At 58.4% G+C, this 17,482-nt stretch carries 16 protein-coding genes and 1 pseudogene; 10 read left to right on the top strand and 7 right to left on the bottom strand.

Going from position 1 to position 17,482, the window contains the following annotated elements; genetic code table 11:
• Positions 1-34 precede the first annotated feature (34 nt).
• Entirely contained in the window at positions 35-1,942 is a 1,908-nt protein-coding gene (locus tag GBC55_RS14585) for a sigma-54-dependent Fis family transcriptional regulator (RefSeq protein ID WP_162438045.1), read from the top strand.
• Between the two features lie 69 nt (positions 1,943-2,011).
• On the opposite strand, the gene GBC55_RS14580 is transcribed toward GBC55_RS14585, so the two are convergent.
• The gene (locus tag GBC55_RS14580) at positions 2,012-2,407 is read right to left on the bottom strand and encodes a RidA family protein (RefSeq protein WP_162438044.1); all 396 of its coding nucleotides are present in this window, start codon (positions 2,405-2,407) and stop codon (positions 2,012-2,014) included.
• Positions 2,408-2,547: 140 nt separating this feature from the next.
• Between GBC55_RS14580 and GBC55_RS14575 the strand changes: the two genes are divergently transcribed.
• Entirely contained in the window at positions 2,548-3,462 is a 915-nt protein-coding gene (locus tag GBC55_RS14575) for a LysR family transcriptional regulator (protein ID WP_162438043.1), read from the top strand.
• A 532-nt stretch (positions 3,463-3,994) separates the two neighbouring features.
• Here the strand turns inward: GBC55_RS14575 and GBC55_RS14570 are convergent.
• Positions 3,995-4,918: a LysR family transcriptional regulator gene (locus GBC55_RS14570; RefSeq protein WP_162438042.1), complete on the bottom strand. Its 924-nt coding sequence runs from the start codon at positions 4,916-4,918 to the stop codon at positions 3,995-3,997.
• 203 nt (positions 4,919-5,121) lie between these two features.
• Between GBC55_RS14570 and GBC55_RS14565 the strand changes: the two genes are divergently transcribed.
• The 3 genes from GBC55_RS14565 to GBC55_RS14555 are packed head-to-tail and all read left to right on the top strand — an operon-like array spanning position 5,122 to position 6,752.
• Positions 5,122-5,337, top strand: a complete 216-nt coding sequence (locus GBC55_RS14565; protein ID WP_162438041.1) for a 4-oxalocrotonate tautomerase family protein — start codon at positions 5,122-5,124, stop codon at positions 5,335-5,337.
• Positions 5,334-5,987, top strand: a complete 654-nt coding sequence (locus GBC55_RS14560; RefSeq protein WP_162438040.1) for a DsbA family oxidoreductase — start codon at positions 5,334-5,336, stop codon at positions 5,985-5,987. Before GBC55_RS14565 ends, GBC55_RS14560 begins: the two co-directional genes overlap by 4 nt.
• Positions 5,988-6,038: 51 nt before the next feature.
• Positions 6,039-6,752, top strand: a complete 714-nt coding sequence (locus tag GBC55_RS14555) for an SDR family NAD(P)-dependent oxidoreductase (RefSeq protein ID WP_162438039.1) — start codon at positions 6,039-6,041, stop codon at positions 6,750-6,752.
• Between the two features lie 145 nt (positions 6,753-6,897).
• On the opposite strand, the gene GBC55_RS14550 is transcribed toward GBC55_RS14555, so the two are convergent.
• Positions 6,898-7,824, bottom strand: a complete 927-nt coding sequence (locus GBC55_RS14550; protein WP_162438038.1) for a universal stress protein — start codon at positions 7,822-7,824, stop codon at positions 6,898-6,900.
• A 247-nt stretch (positions 7,825-8,071) separates the two neighbouring features.
• On the opposite strand from GBC55_RS14550, the gene GBC55_RS14545 reads away from it, so the two are divergent.
• Positions 8,072-8,995, top strand: coding sequence for a universal stress protein (locus tag GBC55_RS14545; protein WP_162438037.1), 924 nt, complete (start codon positions 8,072-8,074; stop codon positions 8,993-8,995).
• A 53-nt stretch (positions 8,996-9,048) separates the two neighbouring features.
• On the opposite strand, the gene GBC55_RS14540 is transcribed toward GBC55_RS14545, so the two are convergent.
• Positions 9,049-9,612, bottom strand: a complete 564-nt coding sequence (locus tag GBC55_RS14540; RefSeq protein ID WP_162438036.1) for a GNAT family N-acetyltransferase — start codon at positions 9,610-9,612, stop codon at positions 9,049-9,051.
• 222 nt (positions 9,613-9,834) lie between these two features.
• Here GBC55_RS14540 and GBC55_RS14535 point away from each other — a divergent pair, with 222 nt between their 5' ends.
• Positions 9,835-10,746, top strand: a complete 912-nt coding sequence (locus GBC55_RS14535) for a universal stress protein (protein ID WP_162438035.1) — start codon at positions 9,835-9,837, stop codon at positions 10,744-10,746.
• A gap of 104 nt (positions 10,747-10,850) precedes the next feature.
• On the opposite strand, the gene fnr is transcribed toward GBC55_RS14535, so the two are convergent.
• Entirely contained in the window at positions 10,851-11,594 is a 744-nt protein-coding gene (fnr, locus tag GBC55_RS14530) for a fumarate/nitrate reduction transcriptional regulator Fnr (RefSeq protein WP_162438034.1), read from the bottom strand.
• Positions 11,595-11,846: 252 nt separating this feature from the next.
• On the opposite strand from fnr, the gene GBC55_RS14525 reads away from it, so the two are divergent.
• Positions 11,847-14,222 (top strand): phosphoketolase family protein, encoded by a 2,376-nt coding sequence (locus GBC55_RS14525; RefSeq protein ID WP_162438033.1) that lies wholly within the window; start codon positions 11,847-11,849, stop codon positions 14,220-14,222.
• Between the two features lie 74 nt (positions 14,223-14,296).
• Positions 14,297-14,443, top strand: a pseudogene (locus GBC55_RS14520) (universal stress protein); the annotation flags it as partial.
• 69 nt (positions 14,444-14,512) lie between these two features.
• On the opposite strand, the gene GBC55_RS14515 reads toward GBC55_RS14520, so the two are convergent.
• Complete coding sequence (locus tag GBC55_RS14515) at positions 14,513-14,938, bottom strand: potassium channel family protein (protein WP_162438032.1); 426 nt, start codon at positions 14,936-14,938, stop codon at positions 14,513-14,515.
• 360 nt (positions 14,939-15,298) lie between these two features.
• Between GBC55_RS14515 and GBC55_RS14510 the strand changes: the two genes are divergently transcribed.
• Positions 15,299-16,219 carry a universal stress protein gene (locus GBC55_RS14510; RefSeq protein ID WP_162438083.1) on the top strand — a complete coding sequence of 307 codons (921 nt, stop codon included), beginning with the start codon at positions 15,299-15,301 and terminating at the stop codon, positions 16,217-16,219.
• Positions 16,220-16,482: 263 nt separating this feature from the next.
• Here the strand turns inward: GBC55_RS14510 and arcC are convergent, their stop codons facing one another.
• Complete coding sequence (gene arcC, locus GBC55_RS14505) at positions 16,483-17,412, bottom strand: carbamate kinase (protein WP_162438031.1); 930 nt, start codon at positions 17,410-17,412, stop codon at positions 16,483-16,485.
• Positions 17,413-17,482 lie beyond the last annotated feature (70 nt).

Raw genomic sequence — 17,482 nt, 5'->3', positions numbered from 1 at the left:
CCCCGTGTCCTCACCGTAGCGGAGAACAAGAACAATGAAGCCGGCCTTGATCAACGCCCATGCACAACAAGTGCTCCAAGCCGTGCAGGGCAGTATTGCCAGCCACAGCGCTGCTGCTGACCTGGCGATCACACGATCCTGGCGCCGTTGCCTGGATCAGTACCAGCTCGATCCCGCCAGCCGCCGCGCGCCTAACGTGGTCGAACAACCCCGTTTGCAGGATCACCGTGCGCCGCTGGAACACATCATTGCCGAGGCGCATTGGCAGATGAGCAGTTTGCACCAGCAGCTCGGGCGTGACGGCCATGTGGTGCTGCTCACCGATGCTCGCGGCGTGGCGATCGACAGTGTGTTCAACGAGTCCGAGCGCACCGAGGTGCAGCGTTCCGGATTGTGGCTGGGCTCCGTCTGGAGCGAGGACTACGAAGGGACCAATGGTGTTGGCACCTGCCTGGTCGAGAGGCAGCACGTCACCATCCGGCGTGACGAACATTTTCGTGGCAAGCACGTCGGCTTGACCTGTTCAGCCAGCCCGATATTCGATGCGAGCGGCGAGTTGCTCGCGGTGCTGAACCTCTCTTCGGTGCGAGAGGAGCACAGTCTTCAGAAACACTTCCAGGCCATGGCGCTGACCAACCTGTCCGCCAAGTTGATCGAGAGTTGTTTTTTCCTGGGGCATGATCCTCAGCGCTACTTGCTGCGTTTCCACCCTGAGGCCGGCTTCGTTGGGCTGTTGGGTGAAGGCCTGCTCAGTTTCGACGAGAGTGCCCGTATCTGTTCAGTCAATCAGGCGGCGATGGACCTGTTGGGACTCAGCCGCGATCACTTGCTCGGGCAATCGCTGACAACGCTTCTGGAAACGCCTATCGAACAGGTGCTGAGTCAGGCCAGCGCACAGCCGAGTGTCTGCTGGCCTGTGCGCCTGGTGGACGGGCGCTTATTTTATGGACAGTTGCGTGAACCCTTGCGCCAAGCGCCTTCAGTCATTCCTGCTATCCCCAAAATCGACGACGTGCGCGTCTGCCTGGAAGACCCGCGCTTGCAACGCGGTTTTGCGCGTGCGCTCAGGGTTCTGGAGCGTGACGTTCCGGTGTTCCTGAAAGGGGAGACAGGAACCGGCAAAGAAGCCTTTGCAGCGGCACTGCATCGCGCCAGCACTCGCGCGAACCAGCCTTTTGTGGCGATCAATTGCGCAGCCATTCCCGAATCGCTGATCGAAAGCGAGCTGTTCGGTTATCGCGGCGGGAGCTTCACTGGCGCCCGCAAGGACGGGATGATCGGGAAGCTGGAGCAGGCCCATGGCGGCATTCTGTTCCTGGATGAGATCGCCGATATGCCACTGGCGTTACAGACCCGCTTGCTGCGCGTGCTGGAGGAACGCCAGGTCGTGCCGCTGGGAGGTGCGACGGCAAAACCCCTCGACGTGCGCCTCATCAGTGCCAGCCACCAGGATCTGCAGGCGTGTGTCGCGGATAAGCGTTTTCGCGAGGATCTGTTCTATCGGGTTGCCGGATTTGCCGTGGAGCTTCCAGCGCTGCGGGATCGTTCGGACAAAGGCAGTTTGCTCGACCTGCTGCTGCGCGAAGAGGCGGCGGGTGCCCGGGTTCGGCTGGATGCGGGTGTTAGAGAACGCCTGCTGACGCAGCCTTGGCCGGGAAACGTCCGGCAGCTGCGTACGTGTCTGCGCACCCTGGTCGCGTTAGCAGTGGAGGGGCGTATCACGCTGGACGATGTGGCGGAGTTGTTGCCAACAGAGGCAGTTGCGGCGGCCGAAAATCCACTGGGCGTTTCCGAGCGTCAGACCCTGCTGACCCTGATTGAGGCGGAACACTGGCATATCGCCCGTGTTGCCGCGCGCCTGGGGATCAGCCGAAATACGCTCTATCGCAAACTGCGCCACCACGGTATTTCACGACCTGGTTCTGGTATGGGGCAGCATTAAGCAGAACGCAAAAAGGCTACCTCGATTTGGACCATTGCCAGCAGCCCTCGGAGGAGGGCTGAACCAGGTCTATTGGGGGAGCTTGGCGATCACCTTGATCTCGAAGTCGAAGCCGGACAACCAGGTCACGCCAATAGCGGTCACCGTCGGGTAGGGCGCTTCACCCCAGTAATCGGCCGCTACTGCCCAGATCGTTTCGAATGTCGAGCCGGGGTCGACCATGAAGATGGTCGTGTCGACCACATCCTCGAAACTCCCGCCGGCCTCGGCCAGGATCGCGTTGAGGTTTTCGAAGGCCAGGCGAACCTGTGCTGCGAGGTCCGGTTCGGCCGAGCCGTCCTTGCGGCTGCCGACCTGACCGGATACGAACAGAAAACCGTTGGAGCGAATCGCCGGCGAGTAGCGGTGGAGCTCGTACAGTGCATGCCGGTCAGGCGGGAAAACGACGTCACGTTTGCTGGTCATTGCAGACTTCCTTCGGGGCCATCGCGGCCCGCTGTTTACGATGGAGCCACTGTAGAAAGATGGCCCACCGGAATAAACAGGCAACGCTGGTCATGACTGTTTGTAGAATCCAAACTATCCAGACCCGAGCGAGGCATGAAATGGACCGGTTCGATGCAATGCAGGCCTTTGCCCGAGTGGTGGAAACCGGCAGCTTCACCAAGGCGGCAGCCACCCTGCACATGAGCAAGACCACCGTGACGCAGCTCGTTCAGCAACTGGAAGCGCGGCTGCGGGTGCGCCTGCTCAACCGCACCACACGCAAGGTCAACGTCACCGCTGATGGCGCGGCCTACTACGAGCGCGTCATCCGGCTGCTGGTCGATATGGACGACGCCGAGACCAGCCTGTCCAGCGCGTCGATGACCCCGCGCGGGCGGCTGCGGGTGGATGTACCCAGTCCGCTGGCGCGAATGCTGCTGATACCCGCCTTGCCGGGGTTCTTTGCACGCTATCCGGAAATCCAGCTGACCTTGGGCGTGAGCGATCGCATGGTCGACATCATTGGTGAAAACGTCGACTGCGTGGTGCGTGGCGGCGAGATCACCGATCAATCCCTGATCGCAAAGCATGTGGGCGATCTGAAGCTTGGCATCTACGCCGCGCCCGGCTATCTGCAGCGCTTTGGTACGCCGGAGCACCCCCGTGAGCTGGAGGAAGGCAGGCACAGTACTGTTGGCTTCCTCTGGTTTCGTACGGGCAAATCCTTGCCCTACGCGATGCAACGGGGTGAGGAACGCGTCGAGGCTCAGGGCCGCCCGCAACTGACGGTCGACGACGGCAACGCATACCTCGCCGCCGGCCTGGCGGGTCTGGGCATGCTGTGGCTACCGGAATACATGGCCAAACCGCACCTGGCCAGCGGCGAGCTGCTGCCGCTGTTCGAGGACTGGCACATGGCGCCCATGCCGATGTACCTGGCATTCCCGCCGAATCGCCATGTCAGCGCGAAGGTGCGGGTATTTATCGATTGGGTCATGGAATTGATGGCCGAGCATGCGCCGGTGGTGAGATGAATTGCTCGTCGTGGGATTTACTGCGTAATGCCGGCGTGTAATGCCGATCATTTCGCCAGCGAGATTCACAAGGGCGCAGTCCCTCGGTTTGATCGCTGTCGCCTGCGAAGTGACGCTCAATGGAAAGAGCGCTTCGCTCCATTTCCTCGGCCAGCCCCGGAATATTTGCCCCGCTGTCCGTCAATACCAAATCTTGTCTGAGGTGGAACTACAAGGTTCGGCTGTATAAGCCGTATGAAAATGTACTGGATGACCGCTGGCATTTCTCTGAGGCGGTGCCAGCGGGTTGAGGCTGAGTCAGTCAGTATGGGAAGCGCAGGTCGCTCGTTAAACATGTCCTGTTGGCGCTTGTTTAACGGCTATTGCAGTTACCAGATGAAAGCCACAAAACCTTGCGCCGCAGCCTACGCTTACGCCAGAATCCGCCGGTTTCGTGTCTCCACGGTCGACTAACCTGCGTACAGCTGCCACCGCTCGATTCTTCCATGAGCCGGTCGGTGCGCAAGGGGCAGCGCAGACTAATCCCCCTCGCTCAGATCGCCGCCCAGTCGGTTCGATACTGCAACAGAAAGTCGACGAATGCTCTTACCCGCTGAGGAACGTAGCGGCCATGGGGGTAGAGAAGGGTGTAGGGCCTGGAGCGGCCATTGTAGGGTTGGAGCACCTCGACGAGGGTCCCATCGGCCAGTTCTCGCTCGACAATGAATTGGTAAGTCTGGAAGAGACCGGCACTGTGTTTGGCCAGGGTTACGCCGCCCAGCACATCATCCGAACAGCAATATCCGCCCTCAGCGAAGACCTCACGTTGTTTGCCCTCGACGTTGAACAGCCATGAGATGCGTCGACCGCTGCTGGGCAGTTCAAATTGAATGCACTCGTGAGCGACAAGGTCATCCAGCGTCGTTGGCGTGCCTGCCTTGGCCAGGTATTCAGGTGTCGCGACCACCACCAGTTTTGCGTCTTCGAGCAAGCGGGCAATCAGGTTAGAGTCCGGTTGAGCCCGGACCCGAATCGCCAGATCATAGCCCTCCGCCACAAAGTCGATATTTCGGTTACCCAAGTGGATATCAACGGTGACGTCTGGATAAAGCGCTCGAAATTTCGGCAGAAGCGGCAAGATCCGGTGGTGCCCGTACGTGGTAGGAAGACTGATGCGCAGCTGTCCTGAAGGCTTCGATTGAGCGCCCATGACTTCTTGTTGCGCTTCCACCAGTTGAGTCAGGGCTTGTCGGCACTGTTCGTAGAACACCCGTCCCGGTTCAGTCATCCGGATGCTGCGCGTGGTTCTCACGAACAGGCGTGATCCCAAGCGCTCTTCAAGACGTAAAATCGAGCGGCTTACTGCCGCAGGCGTAACACCGGCTACCTGCGCAGCTGCCGTAAAACTGCCCGTTTCCGAGGCGAGGCAGAATAGCTCGATGCTTCCAAGCTGCAGGTCATCAAAATGGCGCTTCATATTAATCACACTGAGTAATCGGCGAAGTGCGCGAAAGCATAACGTTGAGCCATGGCCCTGCAAAGGTTGGCTACGCTCGATTCATTACATCGCGTCACAAATGATGTACCCAGCCTCGCATTTATCCATTCCAGGCAACCTTCTACAGTTCATTCCACTTGCCGCCTCATCATGCCGATGGGGAGCGAACTGGAGACACTCCCATGCCTTTCATCAGTGTTCGTATTACCCGCGACGGCGTTACCAAAGAACAGAAAGCTCAGGTCATCGCCGAGATCACCAAAACCATGGAGACCGTGCTCAACAAGGATCCGCACCTGACGCATATCGTGATCGAGGAAGTGGATACCGATAACTGGGGCTACGCTGGAATAACCACCACCGAGTACCGCAAGTCGCTGGCGGAACCCACGTCATGAAGCCCGTCAGAGTTGATTTTGTGTCGGATGTCGTGTGCCCCTGGTGTGCGCTTGGCGCCACGGCCTTGCAACAGGCCATCGCCAATCTTGCCGGCGAAGTTGTCGTCGAGCTGACGTTTAAACCCTTCGAACTCAATCCGGATATGCCGGCCGAGGGTGAACACGCAGTCAGTCACATGATGCGCAAATATGGTCGCAGTGCCGGTGAAGTTGCCTCGCGTAATGACAGCGTGATCGCCCGCGGCAAGGCCATCGGTTTTGAGTTTGACCTGGCAAAACGCAGCCATTTCTACAACACCTTCGATGCTCACAGGCTGTTGTTCTGGGCGGCGCAAGACGGTCGACAGATCGCGCTGAAGAACATCCTGCTAAAGGCGTATTTCACCGACGGCCAGAACCCCAGCGACCCTGAAACCCTGGTGCGCCTGGCCGGTGAAGCGGGACTTTGCGCCGCTCGCGCCCGGCAGATACTGGACACCGGCGAGTTCGCCACGGAAATCAGAGAGCTGGAAGATTTTTACCTGCAACGCGGCATCAACTCGGTCCCGGCCATGGTGATGAACGGTGGTCATCTAGTGTCCGGATCACAATCAGTCGCGGAATACGAACAGGTCCTCAGGCAAATGGCGCGCGAGTCCGCGGCAGCCTGATGGCCCGACTGTTCCATTGAAACTACTTTCATAATCTATCGAGGAATTATCATGAGCCATTCAAAAAAAGTCGTCGTGGTTACTGGCGCATCCCAGGGTCTTGGCGCAGGGATCGTCGAAGGTTTTCGTAAACTCGGCTATCAAGTGGTTGCGACTTCGCGCTCTATCAAACCGTCATCCGATCCGGACATCCTGACCGTCGCAGGTGACATTGCCGATCCGGCGACTGCCGAGAAAATCATCCGCGAAGGCGTAGCGCGTTTCGGGCGTATTGACACTCTGGTGAACAACGCCGGGATCTTCCTGGCCAAGCCGTTCACGGCCTATACCCGCGAAGATTACGTGAACACCGTGGCCACCAACATGGGCAGCTTCTTCCACATGTCGCAGCAGGCGATTGCCCAGATGGAGAAACAAGGTGAGGGTGGACATGTGGTCAGTATCACCACAACGCTGGTCGATCACGCCATCGATGGCGTGCCATCGGTGCTCGCGTCGCTGACCAAAGGCGGCATGAACGCCGCGACCAAATCCCTGGCGATCGAGTACGCCAAGCGCGGCATCCGCGTTAACGCTGTATCGCCGGGCATCATCAAGACCCCGATGCATGGTGAGGAAAGCCACGCCGCTCTGGGCAGCCTGCATCCGGTCGGCCACATGGGCGAGGTGCAAGACATTGTCGGGGCGGTGCTGTACCTGGACAGCGCCAACTTCGTCACTGGGGAAATCCTGCACGTCGATGGAGGTCAAAGCGCCGGTCACTGATGGAAACCGCCAGTACCGGTGCCGCGATCAGGTGATCCTGTTGATGCCGCCACCCAATCCCACTGCTCGCAGGCATTAGGTTGGCGGCATTGTTCAGCGGTGCGCTGACACCCCATCCTCCCTCTCTCTGATTCGTGGGCGTCTTTCAGTCAGCCAGTTCTTCTGGAGAAACCACCCACACGCTGCAGGGCATTTTGTACAGCAGATGTTCCACCGTACTGCCGACCAATCGACCTATGCCCCGATGGCCGACCCGGCCCATGACGATGACGTCGATGCCATAGGCATCCGCGTAACTGGAGAGAACCTTGGTCGGGTTGCCCATGATCATGTGCTGGCGCTCCGGCGGAATCCCGTTGCGCTCGGCCAGCTCGCGGAAGGCATCGCCCTGTGCATCGAACAGCGTCTTGGCAGTACCCGAGGAAAAAAATGCAGAAGCGTTTTCGAAGCCGAATTCGTCGGTGCTGATGGATGACAGGTCATGGGCATAGATCACATCGAGCGTCGCATTACAGGTGCTCGCCAGTTTTGAGGCCTCGCGCAAAATCCTGTCGTTGAAACCTCCGTATTGGCTATCGCGATGGAAAGGATCAACTGCGGCGACAATCTTGCGTGGCAGGGCGTGCTGCACGTGACTGACAAAATGCAAAGGCACGGGGCATTCGCGCAGTAGATGGATATCGAGCGGTGTGAACATCAGGCGCGACAGCAGTGACTCGTATTCGAGTGCTTTGATCAGTGCGGTCATCGGCTGTTCTTTGAGGTGAATGAGGATTTCCTGCAAGGGTCTTTCCACCCAGACCACTTCGGTGGTGACGTGCACGCCGATTTTGCGTAAGGGACGGGCCTGCTCTTCGAGCCATTGGCGATGGCGCTCGACATACCCGAGTCGCATCTGCTCCAGCGCTTGTTCGTTGACCATCCCGGCTGTCGCCAGTCCTTCCAGGTAATCGAACGCCACAATATGCAATGCCGCACCCGAAGCCTTGGCCAACGCCGCGGCCCGGTCGAACGCGGGGCTGTTTTCCATCAGGGGCGAGACGACCAGCATCAAACGTGATTGCTCAGACATGACAAATCTCCCGTGGGTAATCCAGCGACGCCTGTGCGCAATGGCAACGGTGCTTTTGGGTAGTGAACCCTTAGGCTCATCTTGCCGCTGGCCGGGGAGGCGATCGGTTGATCAAGATCAACTTTATCTGTCTTCATTAACGTTAAACCGAGCGTCGTTGCTGATAAAGGTCAAGTCGCCTCTGGCGGCAACGCTCAATCTGGAGTTCTACTCACTCCATCCAGATGGCCGCGTGCCGAGGTGTCCCATGTCGCAGACTCCGCGTTTACTGTTAATAGCCCCCTCAGCCATGACCCGCACGCCGGCGTTCGACCGTGCCGCCGCGTTGGCACTCGTTATGCAATTACCGTTGCACATCGTGGCGTTCGACTATTTGCAGGCTCTGGCGGTGGCTGGCCTGTTCGCCCATGAGCAGATGAGCCTGGCACGGGACGGTTATTTACAAACCCATCGACAATGGCTCGCGGAGCAAGCCGCGTTGTTGAGTCAACACGGCGTCGAGGTCACCAGTGAGGTGGTGTGGGTACAGCATCCTTACGAGGAGATTCTGCACTTCGTCAACGAAATGCCACTGGTGCTGATCATCAAGGATGCCCAGGAAGAGTCGGCGTTGAGACGGGTGTTTTTCACGCCGCTGGACTGGCAGTTGCTGCGCGATTGTCCGGTGCCGGTGCATCTGGTGACCAATGCCCTCAATCCACGACCCCGCAACGTGCTGGCCATCGTCGATGTGCTGCGCAGCGAAGAGCAGGACCACGTGTTCAACGACCAGATTATCGACGCTGCGACCAAACTGGCTGAACAATGTGATGCCCGGCTTGAGCTGCTGTATGTCTTTGACTGGACGACCGTGTATGCGCAGGACATGGGATTTGGTGCGCTGCCGCTGGCCGTCGGAATTTATGAAGCGTTGGGCGTGGCTCAGCACGGGGCGTTTGCGGCCCTGGCAGAGCGTCACGGCGTGCCATCGGAATGTCGGCACTTCATCGAGGGCGCACCGGTGTCCAGTATTTGTGAATTTTCCGTTGACCACCGCACCGATGTCATCGTAATGGGAACGGTGCAGCACAAGGGGTTGAACAAGCTGCTGGGGACCACAGCCGAACAACTCTTGCACCGGGCGCCTTGCAGTGTACTGGCGATCAAACCAAGCGAGATGTTGCAATCCTGAGACGTGGACAGCCCCGCAATGCACCGTTGGCCGGCACATCGCGGGGCGATTGTTTACAGGTAAAGGCGATGGATGACCTGACGGCTGTCATCGGGATCATTGTGCGTCTCGAACCCCAGCGCCTTGGCCAGGTCGCGCATCGGCGCATTGCTGGAGGCATCCACCGAATACATCTGCCGAAAACCGTTTCTGCGGGCGGCCTTGATCAGATGCTCCATCAGTAACGTACCCAGCCCCAGGTGTTTCCATTCATCGGCGACTGTCACGGCGCATTCACATTCATGCTCGCCCGTGGCGGCGTAGCGGCTGACGCCGATCTCAATCAATTGGCCGTTTTCGTGGACCAGCGCGATGTAGGCTGTGCGCTGTTTGTTATCGGTGTCCATCAACTGGTTAAGCATGGCGGTGCCAGGTTCGTTGATCTGCGCAAGAAAACGCATGTGCCGGGACTCGGGAGACAGCCGTTTGATAAAGGCGTATTCACGCTCGCGGTCTTTTTCCGCCAGCGGCCGGATCAGCACGTGACGACCATCCTTGAGCGCTTCGATCCAGTGTTGTCCGGTGATCGCGGCGTAGGCGGCAGCGGCACGATCATTGTGGTCTTTGACGGTGAGCATGGGGTAATCCTCCATGGGTTTGAAAAATTGGCGCGTGATGATGGGCCCCGCGGTTCATTCCTTTCTACGCCGCCGGCACCGCCAGAATCTGATCTGGATCAGAGAGACGTAACGTGAGCATTCATTTACGCGTGTTTGATGTAAATCAACCTGGGGGAGGGGGCAACAAGCGCATGGTGAAACCTCCGGCGTTTAACGACCGGTGTCGAGTCGAGGTGTGTGATGGGTCTATATCAACGTTTGTTGCTGATCGCCGACCAAACCCTGCATCAGTCTCCCGCCCTGCTGCGTGCCGTCGCGTTGGCCAAGGCGAGTGGGGCTGTGCTGGATGTGCGGACCTTTGTCGAGCCCGCACCGATCGTGCATGTGTGGGAAGAGAAAATCGACGACGCAGGGTATCAGCGCTATCTGCGCCGCTATCGCCGCTGGGAGGTCGAAGAGGCCGAGCGGCTCAGCGGCCTGGGACTGGAGGTGACCGTCAAAGTCGTGTTCACGACCCATCCGCTACTGGATATATTGAACGCGGTCGAAGATCTCAAGCCTGACTTGCTGATCAAGGATGTCACCTTGGAGCCTGTACTCAAGCGGGTGTTCATCACGCCGATTGATTGTCACTTGCTGCGCGAATGCCCGATCCCCGTGCACTTGGTCAATCACGCCCGTTACGGTTTGCCGCATCGGGTCGTCGCCGCGGTGGACCCGTTTGATCCGTCGACACAAATCGGCGATCTGAACGACACCATCATTCAGAACGCCAACGCACTGGCCTTGCAATGCGATGCGCCGCTGCACCTGCTTTACGCCTATGACTTGTCGCCGGCCTTCAATAGCGATGCGCCGCTGGTCGGCGGTGGCTGGAGCGTGGACTACGTTGAGGAACTGCGTGAATCCCTGCACCTGGCGTTTGTCACCCTGGCCGATCGTTACGGCGTTCCGCCGGAGCGGCGGCATTTCGTCATGGGTCTGCCAGTGCCGGTGATTAGCGAGTTTGTCGAGCAATACCTGGCCGATGTGGTGGTGATGGGCACGGTGCACCGAGTGGGGATTGACCGGTTGATCGGCAGTAATACCGAGCGAGCGTTGTACTCGGTGCCGGGCAGCATTCTGGTCGTCAAGTCGAACATCAGGGGGTGAGCACGATCGCTCTCTTGAACTGCCCGGCCCTGAGCACGCGAAAGCCTGATTAGCATCGTCCAGTGCAACATGGCACGCATGACAATCCTCCAGACGTGCGGATGTCAGCGTGGGGAGCGATGACAGCCCGCGACCAGCTGCTTGAGCCCTTCCATGTTCTGGATTTTGACGTCTCGGCCCGATATTTCTACCAGTCCCTGATCCCGCAGGTGCGCAATGCCCCGGCAGATGGTTTCCAGTCGCAGCCCCAGGTAGGAGCCGATTTCTTCGCGACGCATTTTCAGCACGAAGTCTCTGGATGAATAGCCGCGGATACTGAAACGTTGCGACAGGTTCAGCAGAAAAGCCGCCAGTCGCTCATCCGAGTTCATATTGCCCATGAGCATCAACATGCTGTGATCACGCACGATTTCACGACTCAGGAGCCTGTTAAGGTTGTGCTGCAGCGACGGCAGGTTTTGGGCGAGTTTCTCCAGTTGCACGAAGTGGATGGGGCAGACTTCGCTGTCCTCGAGGGCAAACGCGTTGCAGGCGTGCTCATCGGCGCTGATGGCGTCCAGACCGAGCATCTCGCCGGGTATGTGAAAACCCGTGACCTGTTCACGACCATCGACTGACAACATGCTGGTCTTGAATGAGCCGATACGGACTGCGTAAAGCGAACGCAACGGGTCGCCCGTGCGGTACAACGCGGCACCCTTTTTGACCTTGAAGCGTTGCACGATCAGCGTATCCAGTCGCTCGACTTCCGCGCCGCTCAAGCCAATCGGCAGGCACAACTCCAACACACTGCAATTGGAACAGGCGGCCTTGAGGTAATGAACTTGAAGGGGACGTGTTTCAGGCATGGGAGGGACGCCATCCGGGGGTGTGCTAAGCATAGATGGTGAGTCTTTGGGCGCGCAGCTCATTCGGGCGTTCGCCGGGGTAATCGACGAACGGGGAAAACTCGCGTCTTACGGGCCGATGTTCAGAGCAGTCCCACGCCATTCAACGTGATCACCGACGGCGAGACTTGATGTAAATCAAGTCCTGGACGTTTCAGACTCCCAGAATCCACCAATGACTATCGGTAGGTCGAGCCGTTGGCGGAGAAGTACATGAACGATTTTCTGAGTGACAAGCAACTGGAGGGACTGGATGCCTATTGGCGGGCCTCCAATTATCTGGCCGTCGGGCAGATCTACCTCAAGGACAACCCGCTGCTGGCGCAACCGCTGGCCCTGGCGCACATCAAGCCGCGCTTGTTGGGGCACTGGGGCACGACACCGGGGCTGAACCTGATCTACACCCACCTCAATCGGTTGATCAATCAGTACGACCTGAACATGCTCTTCGTTGCCGGCCCCGGTCATGGTGGGCCAGCGGTTGTCGCGCAGACTTATCTGGAAGGGACGTATACCGAGTTTTATCCCTCGGTGGAACGCAACACTAACGGTCTGGTTCGCCTGTTTCGGCAGTTTTCATGGCCTTACGGAATCTCCAGCCATGTCTCGGCGCAGATTCCTGGGTCGATCCATGAAGGCGGCGAACTGGGCTATAGCCTGGCCCATGCCTATGGCGCCGCGTTTGACAATCCTGACCTGATCGTCGCCTGCGTGATCGGTGACGGTGAGGCCGAAACGGGGACGCTGGCCGCCAGTTGGCACTCCAACAAATTCCTCAACCCGGCACGTGACGGGGCTGTGTTGCCGATCCTGCACCTCAACGGCTACAAAATCGCCAACCCCACGGTGCTGTCCAGAATCAGTGAGGAGGAACTGTCAGCCCTGATGTATGGCTATGGTTACGACCCGTATTTCGTCGAAGGTGATGACCCGGTGCAGGTGCATCAGGCGATGGCTCAAACGCTGGACACGATGGTGCTGAAAATTCGTGAAATCCAGCTTGCGGCGCGTCGGCCTGGGCCATCCGGACCACCAGAGCGACCGCTTTGGCCAATGCTGATATTGCGCACGCCCAAAGGCTGGACCGGGCCGAAATTCGTCGATGGCCATCGCGTTGAAGGCACCTGGCGCGCGCATCAAGTGCCGCTGGCCGACTTCCAGCAGCCGATTCACCTGCGGCAACTGGAGGAATGGCTCGAAAGTTATCGTCCCGGTGAACTGTTTGATGCCAATGGCACCTTGCTGCCGGAGATCGCTGCACTGGCACCCACCGGGCACCGGCGCATGAGCGCTAATCCCCATGCCAACGGTGGACTGCAGTTGCGACCTCTGGATTTGCCGCGTTTTAGCGACTATGCCGTGAAGTTCGAAGTGCCTGGCAGCTTGCGCGCGGAGGCCACACGAGTCATGGGCTCGTTTCTGCGCGACGTGATGAAAAACAGTCTGGGCGCGAGCAACTTTCGTCTGTTCGGCCCGGATGAAACCGCTTCGAACCGACTGGATGCGGTCTACGAGGTCAGTGCCAAGGCATGGATGGAACCGCTGGAGCCCGATGATCTCAACCTGGCCGCCGACGGCCGGGTGATGGAAATCCTCAGCGAACAGGTATGCGAGGGTTGGCTCGAAGGCTATCTGCTGACGGGCCGTCATGGCGTGTTGTCCTGTTACGAGGCGTTCATCCATATCGTCGATTCGATGGTCAATCAGCATGCGAAATGGCTGAAAACCGCCGCCGAGGTGCCGTGGCGCAAACCCGTTGCTTCGCTCAATTTTTTGCTGACGTCCCACGTCTGGCGTCAGGACCATAACGGTTTCTCTCACCAGGACCCGGGGTTCATCGATCTGGTGGCGAATAAAAAGTCGGACGTGGCGCGAATTTACCTGCCGCCCGATGCCAATTGTCTGTTGTCGGTGGCTGACCACTGCCTGAGAAGCCGCAACTACATCAATGTCATCGTCGCCGGCAAGCAACCGGAATGGCAGTGGCTGGATATCGATGCCGCCATCGGTCATTGCCAGACCGGCATTGGTCGATGGGACTGGGCGTGCAGGGATGATCAAGACCCGGACGTGGTCATGGCCTGCGCCGGTGACGTCCCGACCCTGGAGACCCTGGCCGCCGTGACCCTGTTGCGCGAGTACGTGCCGGATCTGCGGGTGAGGGTGGTCAATGTCGTGGACTTGATGGTGCTGCAGCCGTCGTTCCAGCATCCCCACGGCTTGTCGGACAGTGCGTTCGATGAATTGTTTACTGTCGACAAGCCAGTGATCTTCGCCTTCCATGGCTACCCTGCGCTGATCCACCGACTGTTGTACAAACGCAACAATCACGAGAATTTCCACGTTCGTGGCTTCAAGGAGGAGGGCGCGACCACCACACCGTTCGACATGGCGGTGATCAACAATCTGGATCGCTATCAATTGGCGCTGGATGTCATCGAGCGCGTGCCCCGGCTGCACGATCAGTTACAAACCGCGCGGTCGCGCTATTGGTCGATCATGGAGAAACACAAGCTTTACCTCATTGAACACGGGCAAGACATGCCCGAGGTACTGAACTGGCAATGGACGCCAGTGGCGGGTCGCTGAGGTCCGACAGGGCCGCGCGACATCGAATACCCACCTGACTGGAGGCAGATCATGAGCCAGTATCAACGGTTGTCGTCACGGCGCTGAGCGAGTTCGCTAACGAGCATCAAGTGGATGTGATCGTGATGGGTAGAGTCCAATCCCATGGGCTGGACAAGCTGTTGGGCAGTACGACCGAGCATATTTTGTATCAAGTGCCTTGCAGCGTCCTGGCGGTCTGAGCCTGAAGAGACACAGACTGTTTATGCCAGACCGACAGATGGATTTGGCAAAGCGTATACCTGCGCGTGTTATTTGCTCTTCCAGTATTTCTGCATTTCGAGAAATAGAAACGAGGCCGTCCAGGAAATGAGCACCAGACCGGTCAACGCCTGCAGGCCGGTCAGGTACTTGAGTTTACCGACGGGTGAAATATCGCCGAAACCGATCGTCGTATAGGTAGTGAAGGAAAAATAGACACAGTCCAGCATCGAACCATCGAAGTTGCCTGTCAGGCCGCCCCATTCGCCGGAACGCACCATTAGGTAATAGACCAGTGCGAAGCACCAGACTTCGAGCGCATGAGCTACCAGCGCGCCGAATACCCCGACGACAATCCTGAAACGACTCCAAAGCTTGAGCCGCGGCAGCCAATCGTTCAGGCGCAACAGGCATTCGTAGTGGATCACCACGACGAGGATGACCACCAGCGTATTGATCAACGTGACGGCCAGCATGGCGAACCTCCGGCGGTAGCGGTAGCGTAGCGCCAGTAATCCGCCATTGACGGGACACAGCGCCCGGTTCTTTTTTTACGCCTGAGTGGCGCCAAGACATTGAGCTAAATCAACAAGGCTTCAGTGAGTTTCTCACTAATCGCCAGCGGGCCATTAGTTGACAAAAATCAGAGTGTGCAGGCGATGACGTCAGATACTTGGGTCAACGAACTGTAGCTTTTCCGGTTGAGATAAACCAAAGGGAAAAGTCATGAATAAGCCGACATGAAGGCGGAACAGGCGCAGGCAACGGCCAGAAGTCCCGGACAGGAAGCCGGTTTGCAGTCAGGCAGGTAACGCGTTCCAGGGACGAGGTCTATGATGCTGAAACTTAAACGTATTCTATTGATTGCCCCCAGCGAAATGACCCGCACGCCGGCGTTTGACCGGGCGCACGCACTGGCCTGTTCCACCGGAGCCTTGTTGCACATCGTCGCGTTCGACTATGTGCAAGCGCTGGCGGTGGCCGGGCTGTTTGATCACGATGCGATGGCGCAGGCACGGGAGGGCTACTTGCAGGTGCATCGACACTGGCTGGAGCAGCAAGCCCGGTTTCAGCGATGCACCGGGTTGCAGGTAACCACCGAGGTGGTCTGGGCCAAATCCACCCCGGCGCATATGCTTGAGTACATCAATGACTTCCATGCGGATCTGGTGATCAAGGACACCCAGCATGTACCGGCACTCGATCGCGCGTTCCATCGGCCCCTGGACTGGCTGTTGCTGCGCAACTGTCCGGCCCCCTTGCATCTGGTTACTGAAGCTAAAAATCCCAAACCGGTGAAAATCCTAGCGACCATCGATCTGTCCCATCTGGAGGAGCTGACCCAAGGGCTCAATGACCGGATTCTCGACCTGGCCTCAACGTTGGCGGCCTCCTGTGGCGCTGCCTTGCACGTGTTGAATGTCAATAACTGGTCGGTGATGGGCGACGCAACGAGGAGTGTGCCAACACTGAGTCTGGATGACAGTTTGAGAGACGCCGTCAACGATGCCCAGGAGGAGGCCTTTGAGGTACTTGTCGAACGTTATGGCATCGAAAAAAAATGCCAACATCTACGGACCGGCATTCCCCACAAGGTGATCGGACTTTTCGCCCAACAGAATGCATTCGACATGGTGGTGCTGGGCACGGTCTATCACCACGGGATCGACAGGTTAATCGGCAGTACTGCCGAGAGCGTACTGAACAGGGCCCCGTGCAGCTTGACGATCGTCAATTCATTGCCTTGGTTTGACTGAAACGATGACTCGGTCGCGCCCGCTGTTGATAAAAATCAACTGCTCTTGCGCCAAAAGGAGCGATCAATAGCGCTCCCATGAATGTTCAAGGAGACGGTCATGCGTATGACATTTCTCGGTGCAGCAGGCACGGTCACCGGCAGCAAATACCTGCTGGCACATCGCGACAGCGTCGAACTAACCCAAATTGATCAGCCTTGAAGGTCATTACGCTGACGAGAGTAGCCTCATCAGCGGGTGCCCTTCAGTACCCCAAAGCAATGTCAACGGAAGCGGATACCTTCCTCGGTTGTACTGATTTGAGTGCCTGCTGCGCCGTTGACGATATCTTCAATGTCGGCCAGTGACCCGATGGCTGCCACTTTGCCGGTGTTGCGAGCGAACTGGCAGGCTGCCTGCACCTTTGGCCCCATGGAGCCGGCCGCGAAGGCGAGTTTTTCCAGTTCATCAGGATGAGCATGGGCGATAGTTTTCTGGGTGGGTTTGCCGAAGTCGATGAAAGCGGCGTTGACGTCGGTGGCGATCACCAACAGATCACTGTTCAGCTGTTCGGCCAGCAGCGCCGAGCACAGGTCCTTGTCGATCACCGCTTCTACACCCTGGAGTTTGCCATCGGCGCCGTACACCGTCGGAATGCCGCCACCGCCGGCACAAATCACGATGCTGCCTTTTTCCAGCAACCATTTTATCGGGCGGATTTCGAAGATACGTTTCGGTATCGGACTGGCGACCACACGGCGGTATTTGTCGCCGTCCGGGGCAATGGCCCAGCCTTTATCGGCGGCGAGTTTTTCCGCTTCGGCCTTGGTGTAGACCGGGCCGATGGGTTTGCTCGGGTGCTGGAACGCCGGGTCGTTGGCGTCGACTTCGACCTGAGTCAGCAGCGTGGCAAACGGCACTTCGAAGTCCAGCAGGTTGCCCAGTTCCTGCTCGATGATGTAGCCGATCATGCCGTCGGTTTCGGCGCCAAGCACGTCCAACGGGTAAGGGGACACCGAGGTGTAGGCCGCCGCTTGCAGTGACAGCAGGCCCACTTGTGGACCATTGCCGTGGGCGATGATCAGTTGGTTGCCAGGGTGGATCTTTGCGATCTGCTCAGCGGCGACCCGGATGTTGGCGCGCTGGTTGTCCGCGGTCATGGGTTCACCCCGGCGGAGCAGGGCGTTACCGCCCAAAGCAACGACGATACGCATGGTGCATGTCCTTCTGGAAGAGAAAGCGGGCCTGTGGGAGCTGGCTTGCCAGCGATGGCATCACCGCGGT

It is taken from the genome of Pseudomonas sp. TNT3, from assembly GCF_010095445.2.
Taxonomy (GTDB): Bacteria; Pseudomonadota; Gammaproteobacteria; order Pseudomonadales; family Pseudomonadaceae; genus Aquipseudomonas.
This window is presented reverse-complemented; position numbering and strand designations above follow the sequence as displayed.